This is a genomic window from Pseudomonas sp. IT-232MI5, assembly GCF_949767845.1.
In the GTDB taxonomy this organism is placed as follows: Bacteria; Pseudomonadota; Gammaproteobacteria; order Pseudomonadales; family Pseudomonadaceae; genus Aquipseudomonas.
Genome location: NZ_CATKQE010000003.1, coordinates 233,422 through 254,349 on the forward strand (window position 1 = coordinate 233,422; position 20,928 = coordinate 254,349).

Annotated in this window: 20 protein-coding genes; 16 read left to right on the top strand and 4 right to left on the bottom strand. The window is 60.0% G+C overall.

Annotated features, from left to right (window positions below):
• The first annotated feature begins 7 nt into the window (after positions 1-7).
• From ACM6JQ_RS03630 to ACM6JQ_RS03660, 7 genes are all read left to right on the top strand, one after another.
• Positions 8-1,075, top strand: a complete 1,068-nt coding sequence (locus ACM6JQ_RS03630; protein ID WP_007914608.1) for a DUF2333 family protein — start codon at positions 8-10, stop codon at positions 1,073-1,075.
• A gap of 3 nt (positions 1,076-1,078) precedes the next feature.
• Positions 1,079-1,636: an NUDIX hydrolase gene (locus tag ACM6JQ_RS03635; RefSeq protein WP_007914611.1), complete on the top strand. Its 558-nt coding sequence runs from the start codon at positions 1,079-1,081 to the stop codon at positions 1,634-1,636.
• 284 nt (positions 1,637-1,920) lie between these two features.
• A complete protein-coding gene (locus ACM6JQ_RS03640) occupies positions 1,921-2,292 on the top strand; it encodes a translation initiation factor Sui1 (protein ID WP_007914613.1) in 372 nt (123 codons plus the stop codon).
• Between the two features lie 219 nt (positions 2,293-2,511).
• Complete coding sequence (gene speA / locus ACM6JQ_RS03645; RefSeq protein ID WP_007914615.1) at positions 2,512-4,425, top strand: arginine decarboxylase; 1,914 nt, start codon at positions 2,512-2,514, stop codon at positions 4,423-4,425.
• A gap of 233 nt (positions 4,426-4,658) precedes the next feature.
• Positions 4,659-5,996, top strand: a complete 1,338-nt coding sequence (locus ACM6JQ_RS03650; protein WP_414893239.1) for a type VI secretion system Vgr family protein — start codon at positions 4,659-4,661, stop codon at positions 5,994-5,996.
• Positions 5,993-6,787, top strand: coding sequence for a DUF4123 domain-containing protein (locus ACM6JQ_RS03655; RefSeq protein WP_007914618.1), 795 nt, complete (start codon positions 5,993-5,995; stop codon positions 6,785-6,787). The genes ACM6JQ_RS03650 and ACM6JQ_RS03655 overlap by 4 nt, the downstream gene beginning before the upstream one ends.
• A gap of 17 nt (positions 6,788-6,804) precedes the next feature.
• Entirely contained in the window at positions 6,805-7,680 is an 876-nt protein-coding gene (locus ACM6JQ_RS03660; protein ID WP_414893240.1) for an alpha/beta hydrolase, read from the top strand.
• Here the strand turns inward: ACM6JQ_RS03660 and ACM6JQ_RS03665 are convergent.
• Entirely contained in the window at positions 7,674-9,023 is a 1,350-nt protein-coding gene (locus ACM6JQ_RS03665) for an MATE family efflux transporter (protein WP_414893241.1), read from the bottom strand. The genes ACM6JQ_RS03660 and ACM6JQ_RS03665 overlap by 7 nt on opposite strands.
• Positions 9,024-9,234: 211 nt before the next feature.
• Here ACM6JQ_RS03665 and ACM6JQ_RS03670 point away from each other — a divergent pair, with 211 nt between their 5' ends.
• Together ACM6JQ_RS03670 and ACM6JQ_RS03675 are read left to right on the top strand one after the other, a co-directional pair.
• A complete protein-coding gene (locus ACM6JQ_RS03670) occupies positions 9,235-9,678 on the top strand; it encodes an ecotin family protein (protein WP_414893242.1) in 444 nt (147 codons plus the stop codon).
• A gap of 110 nt (positions 9,679-9,788) precedes the next feature.
• Positions 9,789-10,247 (top strand): ecotin family protein, encoded by a 459-nt coding sequence (locus ACM6JQ_RS03675; RefSeq protein WP_095113548.1) that lies wholly within the window; start codon positions 9,789-9,791, stop codon positions 10,245-10,247.
• 70 nt (positions 10,248-10,317) lie between these two features.
• Here the strand turns inward: ACM6JQ_RS03675 and ACM6JQ_RS03680 are convergent, their stop codons facing one another.
• Complete coding sequence (locus ACM6JQ_RS03680; protein ID WP_007914623.1) at positions 10,318-10,611, bottom strand: hypothetical protein; 294 nt, start codon at positions 10,609-10,611, stop codon at positions 10,318-10,320.
• A gap of 245 nt (positions 10,612-10,856) precedes the next feature.
• Here ACM6JQ_RS03680 and ACM6JQ_RS03685 point away from each other — a divergent pair, with 245 nt between their 5' ends.
• From ACM6JQ_RS03685 to ACM6JQ_RS03705, 5 genes are all read left to right on the top strand, one after another.
• Positions 10,857-11,159 carry a MazG-like family protein gene (locus ACM6JQ_RS03685; RefSeq protein ID WP_007914625.1) on the top strand — a complete coding sequence of 101 codons (303 nt, stop codon included), beginning with the start codon at positions 10,857-10,859 and terminating at the stop codon, positions 11,157-11,159.
• Positions 11,159-11,908 (top strand): methyltransferase, encoded by a 750-nt coding sequence (locus ACM6JQ_RS03690; RefSeq protein WP_007914626.1) that lies wholly within the window; start codon positions 11,159-11,161, stop codon positions 11,906-11,908. Before ACM6JQ_RS03685 ends, ACM6JQ_RS03690 begins: the two co-directional genes overlap by 1 nt.
• A gap of 12 nt (positions 11,909-11,920) precedes the next feature.
• Positions 11,921-12,535, top strand: coding sequence for a DUF4136 domain-containing protein (locus tag ACM6JQ_RS03695; protein ID WP_007914627.1), 615 nt, complete (start codon positions 11,921-11,923; stop codon positions 12,533-12,535).
• Between the two features lie 54 nt (positions 12,536-12,589).
• A complete protein-coding gene (locus ACM6JQ_RS03700; RefSeq protein ID WP_414893243.1) occupies positions 12,590-13,147 on the top strand; it encodes a DUF4136 domain-containing protein in 558 nt (185 codons plus the stop codon).
• Between the two features lie 203 nt (positions 13,148-13,350).
• Positions 13,351-15,348 (top strand): pilus assembly protein TadG-related protein, encoded by a 1,998-nt coding sequence (locus tag ACM6JQ_RS03705; protein ID WP_007914629.1) that lies wholly within the window; start codon positions 13,351-13,353, stop codon positions 15,346-15,348.
• On the opposite strand, the gene ACM6JQ_RS03710 is transcribed toward ACM6JQ_RS03705, so the two are convergent.
• Together ACM6JQ_RS03710 and ACM6JQ_RS03715 are read right to left on the bottom strand one after the other, a co-directional pair.
• Positions 15,345-18,098: a PAS domain-containing sensor histidine kinase gene (locus tag ACM6JQ_RS03710; RefSeq protein ID WP_095113550.1), complete on the bottom strand. Its 2,754-nt coding sequence runs from the start codon at positions 18,096-18,098 to the stop codon at positions 15,345-15,347. The genes ACM6JQ_RS03705 and ACM6JQ_RS03710 overlap by 4 nt on opposite strands.
• Positions 18,095-18,538 carry a TadE/TadG family type IV pilus assembly protein gene (locus ACM6JQ_RS03715; RefSeq protein ID WP_414893245.1) on the bottom strand — a complete coding sequence of 148 codons (444 nt, stop codon included), beginning with the start codon at positions 18,536-18,538 and terminating at the stop codon, positions 18,095-18,097. Before ACM6JQ_RS03715 ends, ACM6JQ_RS03710 begins: the two co-directional genes overlap by 4 nt.
• A gap of 75 nt (positions 18,539-18,613) precedes the next feature.
• Here ACM6JQ_RS03715 and ACM6JQ_RS03720 point away from each other — a divergent pair, with 75 nt between their 5' ends.
• Positions 18,614-19,084, top strand: a complete 471-nt coding sequence (locus ACM6JQ_RS03720; RefSeq protein ID WP_176472353.1) for a prepilin peptidase — start codon at positions 18,614-18,616, stop codon at positions 19,082-19,084.
• Positions 19,085-19,210: 126 nt separating this feature from the next.
• A complete protein-coding gene (locus tag ACM6JQ_RS03725; RefSeq protein WP_007914633.1) occupies positions 19,211-19,999 on the top strand; it encodes a response regulator transcription factor in 789 nt (262 codons plus the stop codon).
• The last annotated feature ends 929 nt before the right edge of the window (positions 20,000-20,928 follow it).

Here is a 20,928-nt window from a genome sequence, read left to right on the forward strand (position 1 = left end):
TATCGCCATGCTGGACTGGAAAAACCGCGCGGGCAGCGCGCCTGAACGTGCCGCCGAGCCCAAGTCGGCCGCCCGCAGCTATGTCGGTGGGGTGCTGTTCAGCCGAGCTTTGGCCACGCTGATCGGCCTCTATCTGCTGGTGACCATTGGCCTGGGCTGGTACTGGAGCCAGGAGCCGGCGCTGTTTCCGGTCGCGCAAAACGCTCAAGTGGCGGCCGAGAAAGAAGGCAAGCAGATGGTGATCGGCTACACCACCGTCGAAACCCTGAAGACCGTTGCCGGCACCTTGCTCAACAAGCCGGGCGGCTATATTTCCAATGACCGCTTCCCGCCGGGCCTGTGGATGGACAACACGCCAAGCTGGGAATACGGCGTTCTGGTGCAGGTGCGCGACCTGACCCGCGCCCTGCGTAAAGACTTTGCCCGTTCGCAATCGCAGTCGGCGGAAGATGCCGATCTGGCCAAGGCCGAGCCGCGTTTCAACTTCGACAACAAGAGCTGGATCTTGCCGTCGAGTGAGTCGGAGTATCAGGAAGGCATCAACTCGCTGAGCCGCTATCAGGCTCGCCTGTCTGATCCAACCCAGAAAAACGCGCTGTTCTATGCCCGCGCCGACAACCTGAACAACTGGCTGGGCGACGTCGGCACCCGTCTCGGTTCGCTGTCGCAACGCCTGTCGGCCAGCGTTGGCCGGGTCAAACTCAATACCGCGCTGAAAACCGAAGTGCCGGCGATCGGCGAAGTGCCGCAGGTTGATGAAGAAGTCGTCGAAACCCCGTGGATGCAGATCGACAACGTGTTCTACGAAGCGCGTGGTCAGGCCTGGGCGCTGTCGCACCTGCTGCGCGCCATCGAGGTCGACTTCGCCGATGTGCTGGCGAAGAAGAATGCCACGGTCAGCGTGCGTCAGATCATCCGTGAACTGGAAGCCTCGCAGGAACCGGTCTGGAGTCCTATGATTCTTAACGGAAGCGGCTTCGGCGTCCTCGCCAACCACTCGCTGGTCATGGCCAACTATATTTCCCGTGCCAACGCCGCTGTGATCGATTTGCGTCAACTGCTCAATCAGGGCTGATTCATGAGTCAGAACGCCAAAGAGGCGGCCCATCGCGCCGCCTCGGATGCCGAACAGATCGCCTGGGTCGACGAGCAGGACAACCTGCTCGGCGCGCTCGTCCGTGCCGATCTGCGCGAGCGTGGGCTGATTGGTCGAGGCACCTACATCATGTTGTTCAATTCCGCCGGTGAGCTTTGCGTGCACCGGCGCACCTTGAGCAAGGCGATTTATCCCGGCTACTGGGATGTCGCGGCGGGCGGCATGGTGCAGGCGGACGAGACCTACGCCGAGTCGGCGGCCCGTGAGCTGGAAGAAGAATTGGGTGTCAGCGGCGTAGAGCTGACGGCCCATGACCATTTCTACTTCGAAGACACCGGCAATCGTCTGTGGTGTTCGGCGTTTTCTGCCGTGTGGGACGGCCCGTTGAACCTGCAACCTGAAGAAGTGCTGGAAGCGCGGTTTATTCCAGTCGATCAGGTCATGCGGGAAATCGAGCAGAAGCCTTATTGCCCGGACTCTCTGGCCGCTTTGAAGCGCTATCTGAAGGCGCAGCAAAGCGACGTCGCAAAGAACACATAAATTGGCGCCGATTGGCACTTAGCAATCGGGATTTTTGCCGTTACACTGCGCGACCTTTTCAAGCTGCGCCGCGAGTGCTTTTTGTAGGAGCTGCCGCAGGCTGCGATCTTTTGATTTTTTGTTTTGGCGTCGAAATCAAAAGATCGCAGCCTCGTTTCACTCGACAGCTCCTACATTTGGCGCTTTATCGGTGCAGTAGCGCTGCCCCTGCCTGAGTGGGGCTTCGCGGTCGATGACCTTGCCCAAGGTCGCGATCAGTCTTTGTCCTCCCAAGAGGATTGCCGGTGGCCAAAAAAGCCGCATCCTTCGCCGCCCTTGGTGGCCTGGTATTTTCCACCGACGCAGGTCGTCATTGCCCGGAATGCAGTAAGCCGGTAGACGCCTGTATCTGCAAACAAACCGTGATCCCGGCCGGTGACGGCATTGCCCGCGTGCGTCGCGAGAGCAAGGGCCGTGGCGGCAAGACGGTGACCACCATCACCGGCGTGCCACTGGCCGAAGACGCGCTCAAAGAGTTGGCGACAACGTTGAAGAAACGTTGCGGCACTGGCGGGGCGTTGAAAGACGGCATCATCGAAATCCAGGGCGATCATGTCGAGCTACTCTTGGCTGAGCTGATCAAGCACGGTTTCAAAGCGAAGAAGTCCGGCGGCTAGCAGCCTCTGTGAAATCCATCTGCGGCTTGATCCGGCGCTGAAACACTTCAGATCCGGCGTCGTCTCCATGGTTTTCACAGAGCCTGTTCATGACCGGTTTCTAAACTCCACGCAGTCAGTGAGGTCTACCGCCGCACTGACGAACCGTCATTTTCATTCTTTAGACTGCGCCGGCCTGCGATCAGGCGACGCACTATGACTTCTTTATAGGGGACTTCGATGTCCGTACGACGCACACGCAAAGACGATGGCAGCCAATGGACAGTTGCGGACAGCCGCAGTGTTTACGGGATTCGCCATTGGGGGGCCGGGTATTTCGCGATCAATGACGCCGGTCGCGTCGAAGTTCGTCCGAACGGCCCGAGCAGCTCGCCTATCGACCTGTTCGAGCAAGTCGACCAACTGCGCAAGAGCGGTTTGTCTTTGCCGTTGCTGGTCCGTTTTCCCGACATCCTGCAAGACCGTGTCCGCCAGTTGACCGGCGCCTTCGATGCCAACATCGAGCGTCTGGAATACCAGAGCAAGTACACCGCGCTGTACCCGATCAAGGTTAACCAGCAAGAAGCGGTGATCGAGAACATCATTGCCACCCAGGACGTGTCCATCGGCTTGGAAGCCGGCTCCAAGCCTGAGCTGCTGGCCGTGCTGGCGCTGGCGCCGAAGGGCGGCACCATCGTCTGCAACGGCTACAAGGATCGTGAGTTCATCCGTCTGGCGCTGATGGGTCAGAAGCTCGGTCACAACGTGTTCATCGTCATCGAGAAAGAATCCGAAGTCGGTCTGGTGATCGAAGAAGCTGCCTCGCTGAAGGTCAAGCCACAGGTCGGCCTGCGCGTGCGTCTGTCGTCGCTGGCGTCGTCGAAGTGGGCGGACACCGGTGGCGAAAAATCCAAGTTCGGTCTGTCGGCGGCGCAACTGCTGTCGGTGGTCGAGCGTTTCCGCGCGGCCGGTCTCGATCAGGGCATCCGTCTGCTGCACTTCCACATGGGTTCGCAGATCGCCAACCTGGCCGACTACCAGCACGGCTTCAAGGAAGCGATCCGTTACTACGGCGAGCTGCGCAACCTCGGTCTGCCGGTTGATCACATCGACGTCGGTGGTGGTCTCGGTGTCGACTACGACGGCACGCACTCGCGCAACGCCAGCTCGATCAACTACGACATGGACGATTACGCCGGTGTCGTGGTCGGCATGCTCAAGGAGTTCTGCGACGCGCAGGCGTTGCCGCACCCGCACATCTTCTCCGAGAGCGGCCGCTCGCTGACCGCGCACCACGCGATGCTGGTCGTGCAGGTCACCGACGTCGAGAAGCACAACGACGAAATCCCGCAGATCGAAAACAAGGAAGCGCTGCCGGAAACCGTGCAGTGGCTGGTTGATCTGCTCGGCCCGACCGACATCGAAATGGTCACCGAAACCTACTGGCGCGCGACTCACTACATGAGCGACGTGGCCGCGCAATACGCCGATGGCAAACTGACCCTGGCTGAAAAAGCCCTGGCCGAGCAGTGCTACTTCGCTGTCTGCCGTCGCCTGCACAACTCGCTGAAAGCGCGTCAGCGTTCGCACCGTCAGGTGCTCGACGAACTCAACGACAAGCTGGCCGACAAGTACATCTGCAACTTCTCGGTATTCCAGAGCCTGCCGGACACCTGGGCGATCGATCAGGTCCTGCCGATCATCCCGCTGCACCGTCTCGACGAAGAGCCGCTGCGCCGCGCAGTGTTGCAGGATCTGACCTGCGATTCCGACGGCAAGATCAACCAGTACGTCGACGAGCAGAGCATCGAAACCAGCCTGCCAGTACACGGTTTGAATGAAGGCGAAGACTACCTGCTGGGCGTATTCCTGGTCGGCGCCTATCAGGAAATCCTTGGCGACATGCACAACCTGTTCGGCGACACCGACTCGGTGAACATCTACCAGAACGCCGATGGCAGCGTGTACCACGCCGGCATCGAGACCCACGACACCATCGAAGACATGCTGCGTTACGTGCACTTGTCGCCGGAAGAACTGATGACTCACTACCGCGACAAGTGCGCCAGTGCCCGCATCAGTGCCAGCGAGCGCACGCAATTTCTCGATGCCTTGCGTCTGGGCCTGACCCGTTCCTCCTACCTGTCCTCCTGACGCCAGGTGGCGATCTCGCCGGGTTGTCCGAATTTTTTCCGAAAGTGGTGGAAAATTCGCATGACCCGGTGGGATATCTCCCAAAATCTTCGCGAAATGCTTGGCATCCCCGGCCAGCAAAGTCATCCGGTCTGCTTTTCACGTAGGTCATTTCCTAAGTTGTACTTCAGCTCTCTACTCGGCCATGGCTCTCGGCGAGAATCCCCGACCGCCCCTCCTGTAGAGATCCGCCCATGTTCGAACCAGTCAACGAGTCGTCGTTTCGTCTCGATGTAGCGGGCCTGTCCGACCCCTTCGAAGTCCTGGCCTTTACCGGTAGCGAAGCCCTCAGCGAATCCTTTGCGTTCGAGATCGATGTGTTGATCGACGATCCGCACCTGGATCTCGCCGGTCTGCTTTACCGTTCGGCGTTCCTCTGTTTCGGGCCGTCGGGGGAGGGTGTGCACGGGCAATTGCAGAGCCTTGTCCAGCATGAGCATGATCATGGACAGGGTTTGCGGTTGAGCCGGATCCGTCTGGGGCCGAAACTGGGTTGCCTCGCGCTGCGCTTCAGCCAACGAATCTTCAGTGGCCGTTCGGTGCCGCAGATCATCGAACAGGTGCTCAGAGAGCACGGCATCGTCGGTGCCCAGCGCCGCTTCGAGTTACGCGGGGAGTACGCGCCCCGGACGTTCTGCACCCAATACCGCGAGTCCGATCTGCAACTGCTCCAGCGCTTGTGCGCGCAGGCGCGGATTCACTATTACTTTGAACACGACCGTGACCGGCATTGTCTGGTTTTTGCCGATGATCCGGCGCAGTTGCCCTTGGCCGGTGCCGCGCGGTATCAGCGCGAGGACAATGGGCATAACGCTTCTCGCACCTTGCACCAATGGCAGTTGCAAGAGACCGTGCAGGCCAGCTCATCGGGCCAGCAACAGGCCGAAGGACAAAGTGAGCTGGCGGCGTTGCGCAGCGGTCATTGGCTGCGATTGGCCGGTCATCCTTTCGCCGAATGCAATCGCCCATGGTTGCTCACACGCATTGAACACCGCGCCGATCCCTCCCTCGAACGTCCTTATGCCAATCGCTTGTTTGGTGCGTTGCAGGTGCCGTGTGCATCAGCCACTGCGCCCTCGCGCATGCACAGCCTGCAACGGGCGTGGGTGGTGACGGTGGACGAACCGCAGCCTGATTGCCAGCGCCCGGTGGCGGTGCAATTCGATTGGCTCTATCAAGGTGAAGGCGCCGCGCCGAGTCACTGTTGGCTACCGCTCGCGCCATCCGTGGCGCAAACGCCAATGGCGGCGCTGAGCGATGGCGTCGAGGTGGTGGTGAGCTTTTTCGAGGGCGATCCGGATCAGCCGATGATCAGCGGTGTACTGCAACCGCCACTTGCCGTCGCCGAGCCTGACGATGCCCCGCCACTGCCCGACAGCTTGGTGAGTGAAGGCCTGCAGCAACTGCTGGCGTCCGGCGAGCCGTTGCTGCTGTTGTGCCTGATCCCCGGCGGCGGCAGTTTCAGTCACTGCGCAGAGCCGGTGTGCAGTTGTCGACTGGTCACCGCCCTTGAACAGAGCGGCACAACATGACTGGCGCGGCGCTTGAGCCCATGGCGCAGTGGCTGTTGCTCGATGGCCCGGATGCACCGCAGGCCTTGCTGGTATTGCGCCAGGCCTTTGCCGATGTGCGGTGCTTCAAGCTGTTCGATGGCACCGAGTTTGAACCGGTCAGCGAGCATGGCCCGGTGTTGATCGAGTTGCGCGATTGCCCGGCATTGGCCGCGTTGTGTCACCGCGATCCGGACACCTGGCGTGGGCTGTTGCTGGGCAGTGAGGTCTCGGCGCAACAGTTGCTGAGGCACTTGCAGCGCATGCTCACAGTGTCGTTCGGATTGAGTCATCGGGCGTTGCTCAGCTATTACAACCGGCAGACCGCGAGCTATTTTTTCGACGCTTGCGACGCCTCTGAATTGAGCCGCTGGCTCGGGCCGATCCGTCAGTTGCGCTGGTTCGGCGGCACTTGGGCCGACCGCGCGATTGGCAGCCAGGGCTGGCAGCAGTTGCGCAATCCGGGGCTTGCCGTCGAACCGCTGAGCATCGAAGAAAGCCTGACCCGGCGCCAGCGCGAACGCTTGCAAACCTGCTTGCTGGAACAGCACATCTGGCGCTGGTGCCAATCGTTGGGAACCGATTACGCGACGATGTCCTCCCATGTTCAACAAGGCCTGGCGCTAGGATTCAGCGACCGCACCGTGCTCGATGGCTGGTTATGGCTACGCTTGCTGCATCCGCGTGCCGTGCTGGTGCCACCGCCGGTGGGTTTGACCCAACAGCAGCGGCTTGACCATGTACGACGCCAGTGGCGCGGCGATCAGTCCTGAGGCGAGGTTCGGCGCGTATGACACGGTTTTTCCGGCAAGGGGTGGGCGCTGTGATCGGCAGTGTGTTGCTGCTGGCGCTGAGCGGTTGCTCGCCCGTGCAGTTGCTCAACGCGCTGACACCGGACAGCACCTACGACAAAACCATGGGCATCGCGTATGGCGACGACCCTCGGCAGAAGCTCGATGTGTATGTGCCGCATCAGCCGATGGCGGGCGCGCCGGTGGTGGTGTTTTTCTATGGCGGCAGCTGGAACAGTGGCTCGCGCGTTGACTACCGCTTTGTCGGTGAAGCGCTGGCGTCCCGGGGGATAGTCACGGTGGTGGCGGATTACCGTTTGTATCCACAGGTGCGCTATCCACTGTTTCTGCAGGACGGCGCGCGGGCGGTGGCGTGGACCAAAGCGCATATCCGCGAGTTTGCCGGCAACCCGCAGCGCTTGTATGTGATGGGTCACAGCTCTGGCGGATACAACGCAGCGATGCTTGCGCTGGATGGTGAGTGGCTCGCGGCGGTGGGCATGTCGCCCAAGGATTTGCGCGGCTGGATCGGTCTCGCCGGGCCTTACGACTTTCTGCCGATCAAGAATCCCGAGGTGCGCCCGGTGTTCTTCTGGCCGGACTCACCGCCGCAATCGCAGCCGATCAACCATGTCAGTCGCGGCGCACCGCCCGCGCTGCTGATTGCCGCGACCGAGGATGATCTGGTCAACCCGACGCGCAACACCGGCGGGCTTGCGAGCAAACTGCGCGAGGCAGGGGTGCCTGTGCAGGACTTGTATTACTCGCGGCCCAATCACATTACGTTGGTTGCGACCTTGTCACGACCGTTGCGGCAACTGGCGCCGGTGCTCGATCAGGTGGTCGGGTTTATCGCCCACACGCCAGCTCAGTGAACGCCGCCACTGAACCAGCCATCGTTGCGTTTGAGCCACCAGGCTTGTGCGCCGAGCGTCAGGCTGCGCAACACCATGAACAGCAGAAAAGATATCCACAGCCCGTGATTGCCCAGACCTTGCAACGCCCAGGCGAACGGCATCAACAGCACCACAGTGATCAACATGCCGTTGCGCATTTCCCGCGCGCGGGTGGCGCCGATGAACAAGCCGTCGAGCAGGTAGCTCCAGACTGCAATCAGCGGCAGCACGGCGAGGTAGGGCAGGTAGACGAAGGCCGTGTCGCGCACGCTCTGGATGTCGGTCTGCATCTCAATGAACAGGTGCCCGGCCAGCAGAAACAACGTGGCGAAGGCGAGGCTGGCGATCAGTGACCAGCCGCCGGCAACCACCAGCGATCGACGCAGGGCCAGGCGATCACGGGCGCCGATGGCGTGTCCGCACAAAGCTTCGACGGCATGGGCCAGACCGTCCAGCGCATGCGCCGTCAACAGCAAGCCATTGAGCAGCAGCGCGTTGGCGGCCACCGTCGAATCACCCAGTCGCGCGCCTTGCACGGTGATCATGAAAAACACCGATTGCAGCGCCAGGCTGCGGATGAAGATGTCGCGGTTGACCGCCAGCAACGGGCGCCAGCTCTGCCAGACCTTCAGCGTCGCCCAGACAATGTGCCCCGGATACGCCCGCAATGCCTTGCGTGTCAGCAGCAGGCCGAGCAGGGCGCCGCTCCATTCGGCAATGACCGAGGCCCGCGCCGAGCCGACCACGCCCCAGTCCAGACCGATGACGAACCACAAATTGAGAACGATGTTGATCAGGTTGGTGCTCAGCAGAATCGCCAGCGGCGCCCGGGCGTTTTGCGTGCCGAGGAACCAGCCGACCAGCGCATAACTGGCCAGCGCCGCCGGCAAGCCGAACAGCCGCGTGTGGAAAAAGTCCCGAGTGAGCTGATCCAGCTCCGCCGACGGTTGCATGAAGTGCAGCGCGACGCCGCTCAGCGGCACACCCAACGTGCCAAGCACGAGTGCCAGTCCCATCGCCAGCAGCAGGCCCTGCAACAGAATCTGCCGTAATGCCGCACCGTCGCTGCGCCCGGCAGCCTGTGCGGCAAACCCGGTGGTGCCCATGCGCAGAAAACCCATGGCCCAGGCGAGAAAAGTGTAGAGGCTGGCGCCGACTGCCACCGCGCCCAATTGATGGGCGTGGGGCAGGTGGCCGATGACGGTGCTGTCGACCAGCGCCACCAACGGTACGGAAATATTCGACAGAATCATGGGCGCGGCGAGTGCCCAGACCTTGCGGTGCGTCGGGCGGTCGCGCCAGTCGGCGATCAGAGTGGGCATGCAGGCTCCTTGGGGAAGCGGACATTGTAGCGATGCACCGCGGATTTACCGCACCCGAAATCTGCGTCGGGCGGCAATGGCGCTCCCCGACGACACATCGGGTTATGCGCCCAGCTCAAAAACATGCCGCGTATATCTATGTACCGCACACCAGATTTGCACACGGGGTTCAATCGCCCTCAAGCAGTCAAACAAATTACTGGAAGGCGCAATGGATCACTCTGAAAGCATCATCTCTGGCATCGTCAACGCCGTTGTGACGGCGCTTCGTTCCACCGGTTTTTTCGAAAGCGCAGAGAACTCGATAGTCAGCGCCCCCTATCGCAAGCACATTATCTGGCTGAAAAAGCGCAGCGATGAAGCATCCCTTGAGGTCCTCATCAAGGCTGAGATAACAAGAAGCGTTGATTGCAACGTGACGACTATATTGCCAGGCAGACTTCACAAAGAGTCGCTGGGATATTTCCGACTTGATTTGCCGATTACCCTGTCGACAAGAAAGGGATGCCCGGTCACCCACGAAGAAACGGTGTCGTTAGTGCTCACGGATAACACGTTCGATTATTCGAGCAGACAACCCATTGTTATTCATGCGCACGAGCATATTGATATTTCGTACGCGATTGAAAAAAAGCGCGCGGCGATTAGCGGTTGAGCGGTTGTTGAACAAAAAAACCGCCGGGTATTTCGCTGCGGCGCATGTCCGGAACATTAATGGATTGAATTGGCCTGTGTTTACTAATGATCAGGCTGTAAGGAAACGAAATGGAAAACGAGCGAAACATCATCCACGAACCTGTGTCTCAGGAAACTTTGCGCGACAGGGACTATTCCGAACGCCCGGAGAATATCCGGATAAAAGCCCCTGATCGGAAACATGTTTTCTGGCTGCCGAGGCGCGACGACGCGCAAACGCTGGTCGTACGGATTCAGGCCAGGATCACCGTTATTGGAGAATGCAATCTTTGGACAGACTGCGGAATGGGGGGCAATCTGTTTTTCGGTGATCTGGAGGCGATTCCGGAGGGTTATTACAAGATCGATAAACCCTATGAACTGACTACACAGCGACTGCAATGCGGTCGTGATGCCAAGACTTACGATCTGATACTCAGAGACAGCCTGCTTGCCTATTCCAGCACCGCTCCAATTGTTATTCACGCACATGAGGACATCGATATTCATTACACCGTAGAAGCCAGGCCCGAAGAATCCGGGAGCTGAGTGCTGCCAGCTTTGAATTGATTGATCCTTTATTTGATCAGCCCCCTGATATGAGGGGGCTTTTACAGGATCAATGAATAATCCAGCTCAATAGCCACAACCCCAGCAACAACCAGATGATCCCGGCAATGATCGAGGCATTCATGAACGCCCGAATCGCCGACCACAACAGCATCAACCCGACAATCAGCGCGATGATGCTGATGATCGAGGTGTCCATGCCCAGGGTTTTGGCCAGCCCGTCGACAAAGTTGCCGCCGGCATTGCTCAGAATGTTGAACAAGCCACTGAGGCCGTCGACGATAAAGCGGATGACCGAACCGAGCGCCTGGCCGAGCCATTCGAAAAAGCTTTCTACCTGCATGTGTGCATCCTGATGAAAGAGCTGAGCCTTGGGCCACAACGCAGGTGGCCGAGTTCCCTGCATGATAGAAGGTTTGCACCCATTCTGTGTGGGAGCGAGCCTGCTCGCGAATACGGTGGATCAGATAACTGATGGGTTGAATGACACACCGTATTCGCGAGCAGGCTCGCTCCCACATCAGATCACCTGCGCCGCTTGCCTTTGGTGGGTATCCCCCCGAAGCTATACGCCTTCAGGAGAGCCCGATGAACCTTGTTGAACTGACCGAACGCCTGCACGCCATTCGCGACCGCAATGACTGGCGGCAATTTCACAGCCCGAAAAATCTGGCCATGGCGGCCAGTGTCGAGATGTCTGAACTGGTGGAAATCTTCCAGTGGCTGACGGAAGACCAGTCGCGCCAGTTGCCGGCGGACAAACTCGCCCACGCCGGGCAGGAAGTCGGCGATATCGTGCTGTATCTGTTGCTGCTGTGCAGCGAATTGGGGTTGGACATGAATGAAGTGGTGCGCGCCAAGCTCGCCGACAGCGAACGGCGGTTCAGCTGATGAGCGACCGGCATTTCGATCAGTTGGCGACGCGGTTCGCCGAAAAAATCTATGGCGGCGCCAAAGGCGCGATTCGCCTCGCGGTGTTGCAGGCCGATCTTATCGAGGCATTGCCGGGTCGTCCGTTGCGGGTGCTCGACATTGGCGGCGGCCTTGGCCACATGTCGCTGTGGCTGGCTGAACGCGGTCACGATGTGACCTTCACCGAGCCGGCCGCACCGATGCTCGAAGGCGCGCGCCAGCGTTTCGCTGAAGCCGGGCAAACCGCGACGTTCATTCAGGCGCCATGGCAGGAACTGCTCGGGCAACTTACTGAACCGTACGATCTGGTGATCTGCCACGCCGTGCTGGAATGGCTCGCCGAACCCCACGCGATCCTGCCGGTGCTGCATCAGTTGACCAAGTCTGGTGGCTGGTTGTCGCTGGCGTTCTACAACCGTGATGCGCTGATCTACCGCAACCTGCTCAAAGGCCATTTCAAGAAAATGCGCAAGAACAGCATGGCCGGGGAAAAGCAGAGCCTGACCCCGCAACAACCGCTGGACCCACGGGAATTGGCAACGCAACTCGACGGCCTGTGGCAGGTCGAAACCCAGAGCGGGATTCGCGTTTTCCACGACTACATGCCGGTGGAGTTCCAGGCCCGCGCCGAACTCGCGGATTTGCTCGAGATGGAACTCGCTCACCGCCGTCACCCAAGCTTCGCCGGGCTTGGGCGCTACTTGCACTGGATCTGCCGGCCGATCTGATCGGAGCGCGACATGAAAGCTCAATCCGGGTTATTGCTGATCTGTCTGGGGTTGGCTGCCTGCCAAAGCAGCAACCCGTACGTGGCGCAATCGCGGCCCTTGCCGCCTGCACCGCCCCAGGCCGCCGCCACCTTCGACCGCAGCGCGTACCCGGCGCCGCCGCGTGACTACGGACGCTATCGCAGTTGGGCCTGGCTCAATGGGCAATTGCCGCCGGGTACGGCGTGGGCCGATTCGGCGCAAGTGGCCGAGGCGGTGAGCAATGCCCTCGATCAGCGCGGTTTGCGCCCGCTGCACGACAAGCGCCCGGCCGACTTGTTGGTAAGCGCCAATCTGCGTTTGGAAACCCGCTTGCGTCAGGTCCAGGACGACTACGGTTATTACGGCGGCGGATACGGCGGCTATGATCGATATGGTCGCGGTTATGGCATGTACAACACGGTGCCGATCGTACGCACGTATTCGGAGCAGGTTGTGGTGGTGCAAGTAGATCTGTTCGATGCCGGCACGGGGCAACCGGTGTGGAGCGCCAGTGCTGAAACCGCGAACAAGGGCAGCGAAATCGATCGCACCGATTCGATCCGCGAGGCTGTGGAAAAGGCCATGTCGGCGTATCCTCCCGGTTAGCTTCCTGCCAATCAGAAGCTGCCGCAGGTTCATGTCTTCAACCGGAGAAAAACCATGTTCCGCCGTCTCGTTCTACTGGCCATGGCCGCGCTGCTCACCGCCTGCGCCGCCAACCAGGTCAACCACGACTTCGATGCCAGCCGCGACTTTGCCGCCTATCGCAGCTGGAGCTGGAAAGACCCCGCCCTGCAATATCGCCCCGATGATCCACGAATCAAAAGCGACCTGACCGAGCAACGCATCCGCCAGGCCGTCGCCGACCAGCTCGATCAGCGTGGCTTGCGCCCGGCAGCGGCGGGGGCCAAGGGTGACTTGAGTGTGCAGACCTACTTGATCGTCGAGGATCGTCAGCAGCAAGTAACGACCAACTACGGCGGCGGTTGGGGTGGCCCGTGGAACGGCTACTGGGGCGCACCGATGTACAACGAAACGCGCAACATCACCTACAAGGTCGCGACCATCCAGATCGACCTGCTCGACGGCAAGGACGGCAAACTGGTGTGGCGCGGCAGTGATGAGCAGATGCTCGCCAGCAAGCCTAATCCGCAGGATCGCAGCAATGCCATCCGCGAGACGGTCGGGCGGATTCTGGTCAACTATCCACCGCGCTGAATCCGTTCAGGAAAAGCGGGAGCTCTTGAGCTCCCATTTTTTGCCCTGCGACGAACCCCTGTAGGAGCTGCCGAAGGCTGCGATCTTTTGATTTTGCTTTTTCGAGGCCAAGATCAAAAGATCGCAGCCTGCGGCAGCTCCTACCGGGGATTGCGCGTCTACACTCAGTTGCACCAATGGAGCTAGCGGCAAAGGAGTGCGCCATGTCGCCTCGTTCGCGATTCAACAGCCCGGCCCGGCAGCGCGGGGCGATTGGCTTGATGGCGGCGGCCACCCTCAGTCTGGCGGTGGTGATGCTGCTGTTGGTGGTCGACACCGGTCGCCTGTACATGGAACAACGCAAATTGCAGCGCGTGGTCGACAACGCCGCCCTCGAAGCCGTCAGCCGTGGCGGTAATTGCCTGCCGGGCCTGAGCGCCGCCAGTTATGCCGGGCAAAGCGCGGTGCGCAATGGCTACCTCGTCGATGCCAGCAACACCCTCGCCACCACATGCGGCACCTTGGTGACGGCCGCCACCGGCCTGCGCACGTTCGCAGTGGATGCCACGCAAGCGGCAGCGGTCAAAGTCGTCGCCAGTCGCACGGTGACCAGCAGTTTTGCCGGTGGCGTACAGGCCTTGTTCAGCGGCACACCGGTCAGTCTCAATACCACGCTCAATGCCTCGGCGGTGGCCGCCAAACCGCAGCCGACGGTGGCCCAGTTGAATATTCGCAGCACCCTGGCCAGCATCGATACGGCGCAGTCGAACATCCTCAATCCACTGTTTTCCGGATTATTGGGCGGTAACGTCAATCTCACGGCTCTGGGCTGGGATGGCCTGCTGAACACCGACATCAACTTGCTCAAATACCTTGATCAACTGGCGATCAATCTCAACGTCGCGGCCGGCAATTACACGCAGTTGCTCAACACCCAGGCGACCGTGACGCAACTGATTCAGGCGGCGGCGACGGTGGTGCAGCTCAATGGCGCGACCGCCCAGGTGATCACTGCACTGGGCCAATTGCAGGTCGCGGCAATCAATGCCGCGCCGGTCAAACTCGGCGACATCCTGCAACTGCAGACTGGCACCACGGCGGCAGGGCTGGACGCCAATCTGCAACTGCTGCAACTGATTCAGGGCGTGGTGCAACTGGCCAACAGCAAGAGTGCGGTGGCGGCGACATTGCCGATCAGCGTGCTCGGGCTGGCGAATGTCACGGTGCGGGTGAAAGTGATCGAACCGCCGCAGTTTTCTGCGATTGGCGATCCGGCGCGGGCCAAGGTCAACCCGACCGGGGCGGACCGGATTTATGTGCGTACGGCGCAGGTGCGCACATTGGTGTCAGTCAGTCTGCCGGTGCTCAGCGGCGTCACCGGGCTGACCAATGCCGTGCTGGGGCTGGTCGGTGGCTTGACCCCGACCCTCAATGCACTACTGAGTCTGAATCTGGTCAGTACGCTCAATTCAGTCCTGTGTCTGTTGGGCGCCGGTTGTGAGCAACTTGATCCACAATTGCTGCCATCACCGCAAATCGACATCAGTCTGGATGCCGGTGGCGCCAAGAGTTATGTCACCGATTACAGCTGTCCGACGGGCACCACCGGCACCAAGAGCCTGACCGCGCATACCATCACGTCCATCGCTGATTTGAAACTCGGCAAGATCGATCCGACCAATGCCTTCTCTTCGGCGGCCGAACCCACGGTGGCGCCCTTGGCGCTGATCGATCTGGGGATCGTCACCTGTCACAAAATCCTGCTGCTCGGCACCTGTGATCCTGCCACCCATGTCCCTTTCGGCGCGGGAGGCATCGGCATCATGCTCGACACCAGCGTCGCGCAAAACACTCAGGATCTGGTCTTCTCCAGCGCCACGCCATTCGCCACCCCGGCCAACCTCAAATTGCCCCCAAGCATTCAGTCAGCCGCACCCACCAACAACATCGTCGGCAGCCTGTCGAACACCCTCGCCGGCATCAACCTGATCGTCTACAAACCCCAGGGCAGTAATCCATTGGGTGCCGTTGTTACCGGCGTCGCCTCGTTGATCAGCGATGTCACCAGCAAGTTACTGCCAGTGGTGACCAATCTGGTCAGCCCATTGCTCGACCCGCTGCTGAACAACCTGCTCAAAGGTCTGGGCATCAATCTGATGGACGTCGATGTCGGCGCCAACATGACCTGCGGCCAGACCGGCAAGGCCTATCTGGTGATCTAGGCGTCCACGGCAACCGGCAATTCGATGCAGAACCGTGCGCCCTCCACCGAGTTGCGCACGCTCAACCGGCCACCCATGTTGTCGATGATGCCGTAGCTCACAGACAATCCCAGACCGGTGCCGACGCCGATCGGTTTGGTGGTGAAAAACGGCTCGAAGATCCGCTCCAGCAAGCGTGGATCGATACCGCCACCGTTGTCCTCGACCCACAACCGCACGCACTGTTCATCGCGTTCGGCATAGATCGAAATCCACGGTTTGAAGGATGAATCCTTCTCGCGTTTGCTCAGCAACGCGTCGCGCGCATTGACCATCAGATTGATCAACACCTGTTCAAGCTGATCGACGTAGCCGCGCACCTGGACCTCGAACCCGGTCTCGCTGATGCGCAAATCCACGCCTTTGCCGCGCATGCCCTCGGCCAGCAGCGACAGCGTGCCTTCAATGGCCGAGGCGGGGTTGAACAGTTGCTGCTCGATCTCCGAGCGCCGGCCGAATACGCGCATGTGATCGACCACTTTCGCCGCACGCTGCACCTGCGCGTCGATGCGGTTGAGTTTGTCGGTCAGGTAGTCGACCTGCACATCGCCGTTGCCCAGACGCTTGAGCACGTTGACGATGGCCATGCGCATGACGTTCAGCGGCTGATTGATTTCATGGGCCAGGCCGGTGGCCATTTCGCCGAGGGTGGCCATTTTCGCGCTTTGCGTGAGTTGCTGCTGCGAGCGGCGCACCTCGGTGTTGTCGCGGCCCACCGCTTGCACTTCGATCAATTGGCCGTGTTCATCGAATACACCGCGATCGGACCAGACCCACCAGGCGTGTTCGCGGCCGGGCAGTTGCAGGCTGATTTCTGCGGTGCTCACCGGCTGCTCCGCCGTCAGTGATCCGAGACGCTGGACGAATGCGGCGCGTTGTTCCTCGGACATCCAACTGCCTAGATCGACCCCCGGCAGTTGCTCCGGCGTGCATTCCAGATACCTCGCCAGCGGCCGGTTGCCGAAAGTCAGGATTAGGTCCGGGCGATAACGACAGATCATCGCTGGCGAGTCCTCCACCAGAATCCGATAGCGCTCTTCGCTCTTTTTCACCTGCTCGGCCGCCAGGGTCGCCTCGGTGACGTCCAGCCACAGACCGACTGCTTCCACGGGCAGGCCCAGGTCATTGCGCAGCAACTTGGCTTCATCAAGCAGCCAGTGATATTCACCGTGACGATCGCGCAGCCGATAACGCGCGCGCACTGAACCTTCGCGCAACAGCTGGCGACTGCGGGCGAAATACAGGTCACGGTCTTCGGGGTGGATCATTTCGACCAAGGCCCCGTTCCCGCAATCATCAAGGCTCCAGCCCAGCAACGGCTGCAGGCTGGCACTGAAGAACGCCGGAATCAGTGCACCTTCGTGGTACTGCTGGACGTAAATTACTGCGGGCGAACTGGCGATCAGATTGTCGAGCCGTGCATGTGCGGCAGCGGCTCGTTGGTGCTGGTTCTGAATGTCGCTGATATCGAGCATGAAACCGACCAACCGGCGGTACTCGCCGCTGCCAATCACTTGGCCCTGCACGCGATACCACAGGGGTGCCTGCGCGGGATCATCGCTGCTCAGACGCACCGAAAGCGTCAGGGCTTCGCCCTGTTGCTGCAAGGCTTGCAGACGGCTGCGCAGCTCTTCACGGTCGGCGGGATGGATTTGCCTCAGCCAGTCTTCCAGCGATAATCCGCCAGGGTTCACCTTCAGGGCTGCGGCCAGCGCAGGCGCCAATTGAATGTTGTTGTCGCCTGCAAGGATCTCCCACCAGCCGGTGCCCAGCAGGGTTTGCAGCGCTTCGATGCGTTCCAGTTGCAGGTGATGTTGCTGTTCACGCAAACGCCCCAGTAAAGGCCCGGCCAGTGCACCGACCAGTGCGATCCAGTCGCGCTCGGTCAGGTACGGCGCGGCGCTGTCCACGGAGTAAAAACCGCAGAGCAGCCAAGCCACCACGCCGCGTTCATCGCTATACGGCACCGCGAAACCTTCGGCATTGCCGAACAGGACTTGCACCCGCGAGTGTTCGTCGAGGCCATGGTGTGCGCCGACACGCTGTGGCGCGACACCGTTCAGGCTGTCCAGCGGCGTGCCCAGACGCTGCTGGTCATGCCACAGATTCGGCGCATCGTGAGCGCGATACTGGCGATAGATTTGCCAACCCTGTTGCTCGTCATCGAGCAAAGCCAGGGCCACACAAGGGATATGCCAGCGCTGGGCGATCAGTTGCAATTGTTCGCTGACGATCACTGGCAAACGCAACTGGCTGCACGCGCGTAACTGTTCGCTGATCTGCCCGGCAATCAATTGGCAGGCATCCCGCTGACGCGATTGTTGACGTTCGAGCAGCAAGTCGGCGATATCGATCAACTGCATCAGCCAGCCTTCGCCCTGCGGCTGCACCCAGCCACGCAGGTGCACGGTTTGCTCGCCCAGACCGAAGAAGTCGAGATCAAGCAGCAGCCCCTGCCATTCCCTTGGTCGACCTTCGATGGCCAGTGTGCTGTGCGGCAGCAGGTAGGTGCTCAGCGGTAAAGGGTGATCGTGAGGCTTGAACTGCGCCAGCAGATGCCGCAACGGCCCAGCCATTTGCAGCACGCCACCGTCATCGTTCAGGTACAGGTGCAAGCCTGTTGCGGGTGAGCCGAGAGGGTCGGGCAACTCATGGGCGGCGGGCGGTGTGCGTTTGAGCAAGCGCCCGAACAGTTTGTCCCCCGACGTCAAAATTGCAGACTCGATTTGGCGGTCAGATAGGTGGGCAGACTGGGCACTGTGCCAACGACCGGAAGCACCAGAAACGGCATGACCTGATTCAACTTGCTGACTGGATAATCCACTCGCACCGTCAGCAGGCCTGACGCGCTGTATTGGCTGCTGGTATCAACGCCGACCACCAGGTTGAAGACCGGCGGAATCCAGGACAATTGCTGGGTCAGCGTGGCATTCGCGGTGTTAAGCACGACCGTTGAATAGTCGGGCGTGTTGGGGTCGACCGCGACACTGCGGCGTACCGCTTCGGACGTGGCCTGATTGAACGATTGCATCATCACCAACGGCAGGCTGTAGCTGACCAGACCGTAGAACACGGCGAAAAAGATGATGAACACCAAGGCGAACTCGATCGCCACCGCACCTTTTTGCGACTTCCGAAAGCCGGTTTTCATGAGTGCGTCTACCCTGACTGTCACTGCGTAGTATCAGCATAGAATCATTCCGCAAAAATGGACGGTTTTTACCCGATGTACAGTTTTGTCCTCTTGATCTGGCTGGGGCTGTGCGCGGCGCAAGACGCCCGCCAGCGACGCATCGCCAATGGGCTGACCTTCGGCGTCGCCGCGCTGGCGCTGATCTGGCTGCTGTGGACCGGCAGCACTTGGCTGGGCGCTGATGCGGGGCAGGGCGGTTGGGCTTGCCTGATCGCTCTGGCGCTGACCCTTCCGGGTTTTTTCATGGGCCGGATGGGTGCCGGCGATGTGAAATTAATGACAGCTTTGGGCCTTGCGACGGACGGTCTGTTCATTCTTGGCGTGTTTATTGGCGCAGGGTTTGCCAGTGTGGTCTGGCTGCTGCTGGCGCCAAGAGTCTGGCTCCATATGAGTCAAGGGCTTAGAGATCGTCTGCGATATCTGGCGCCAGATAAGTCAAAAAAGCTGCCATTTGCACCGTTCGTGTTGGTGGGGGCCGTGTTTGTCATGCTTTGGATCCACTAGTCGCCAAGCGCCACTAGTCCTATGTACATAGTCGGAAAGTACGTCTACTTTCAAAGGAACTGGTTATACAGCCAAAGGCTGGCAGTACAGGAATGGTCAGCTTTGGCCTGGCACATGGAGTAGCACGTGAACAAGCTTACGTCTGCGGTAAAAGTCCTCGTGGTCGACGATCAGCCGTTGATTGTTGAGGAGCTGTGCGAGTTTCTTGAAAGTAGCGGTTATCGCTGTGTGCCGTGCGAATCGAGTCTGCAGGCGATCGAGCGTTTCACTGAGGACGCGGAAATCGGTCTGGTGCTGAGTGATCTGCACATGCCGGACATGGATGGCATTCAGTTGATTCAGGCGTTGCAGCGACTGGCGGGCAAGCATCGGGCTTTTGAGGCGATCATGCTCACCGGGCGTGCCGACAAGCAGGATGTGATCAAGGCGTTGCGTGCCGGGATTGCTGATTACTATCAGAAGCCGATTGATCTGGATGAATTGCTCGAAGGTGTGCGGCGACAGGAGGCGGCTCTGCAGGAACGGCAGAAGAATCTGCAACTGGGGCATTTGAATCAGAAGTTGCAGTATCTGTCTGAGTCGATTGATGACCTTTATCAGGATCTGGACAAGGTACGGCGTAGTCCTTCGTCGGTGGCTCGCGATGGATTGGGTGGTGAGTCTGCTGAGGCTGAGGCGCAGGAGATGCCGGCGATTTTCAATCAGTTGTCGCCGCGGCAATTGGATGTGGCGCGGTTGGTGGGCAAGGGGCAGACCAATTATCAGATTGCCTGTGAGTTGGGGATTACCGAGAACACGGTGAAGCTTTATGTTTCGCAGGTGTTGCGGTTGACGCATATGCATAATCGGACGCAGTTGGCTCTGGCTTTGTCGCCGAGTGCTTCTGCTGCGCGGCAGAGGGTTACGGCGCATTGACTTGGCGGCCTGTGGGCCGACCAGGTTCTTGGGGTTTGGTGTGTATATCCGTTTTTTTGGGTGTTGCGGCTGGCGGTTCCGCCCTTACGGCGGGTCACTTTTTCAGACGCCAAAAAGTAACCAAAAGGCTGGGCCCCGGCGTTCGGCCCTCGCCGTGGCTCGGGTTCCTTCGTTCCGGGATCTATCCGGGGGGCATCGCCTACGGTTTGCTTCGCTGCACCTCCTCTCGATGTGTTTGGCTTCGCCAAACGGTCGCTGCGCTCCCACCCCCGGATAAATCCCTCCACTCAGCCTGCCGAAGGGGCCAGCAGATCAAAAGCTGCAGCCGAGCTAACGCTCATCCTGTTGAGTGGTTAGGAGCGGGTGAGGGGCTTTTGATCTGTTTTAGAGTCTGAATTCGACTCGGTCTTTCACGTCGGCGTAGCTCTCCCAAACACCTCGATCAGTCCCCTCTCCCTCTGGGAGAGGGCTAGGGTGAGGGGCTTTTGATCTGTTTCAGAATCTGAATTCGACTCGGAATTTCACGTCGGCGTAGCTCTCCCAAACACCTCGGTCAGTCCCCTCTCCCTCAGGGAGAAGGCTAGGGTGAGGGGCTTTTGATCTGTTTCAGAATCTGAATTCGACTCGGTCTTTCACGTCGGCGTACCTCTACCAAACACCCCGGTCAGTCCCCTCTCCCTCTGGGAGAGGGCTAGGGTGAGGGGCTTTTGATCTGTTTCAGAGTCTGAATTCGACTCGGTATTTCACGTCGGCGTAGCTCTACCAAACACCCCGGTCAGTCCCCTCTCCCTCTGGGAGAGGGCTAGGGTGAGGGGCTTTTGATCTGTTTCATAATCTGAGTTCGACTCGGTCTTTCACGCCGGCGTAGCTCTCCACAGACAACTCGGTCAGTCCCCTCGCCCTCTGGGAGAGGGCTAGGGTGAGGGTTG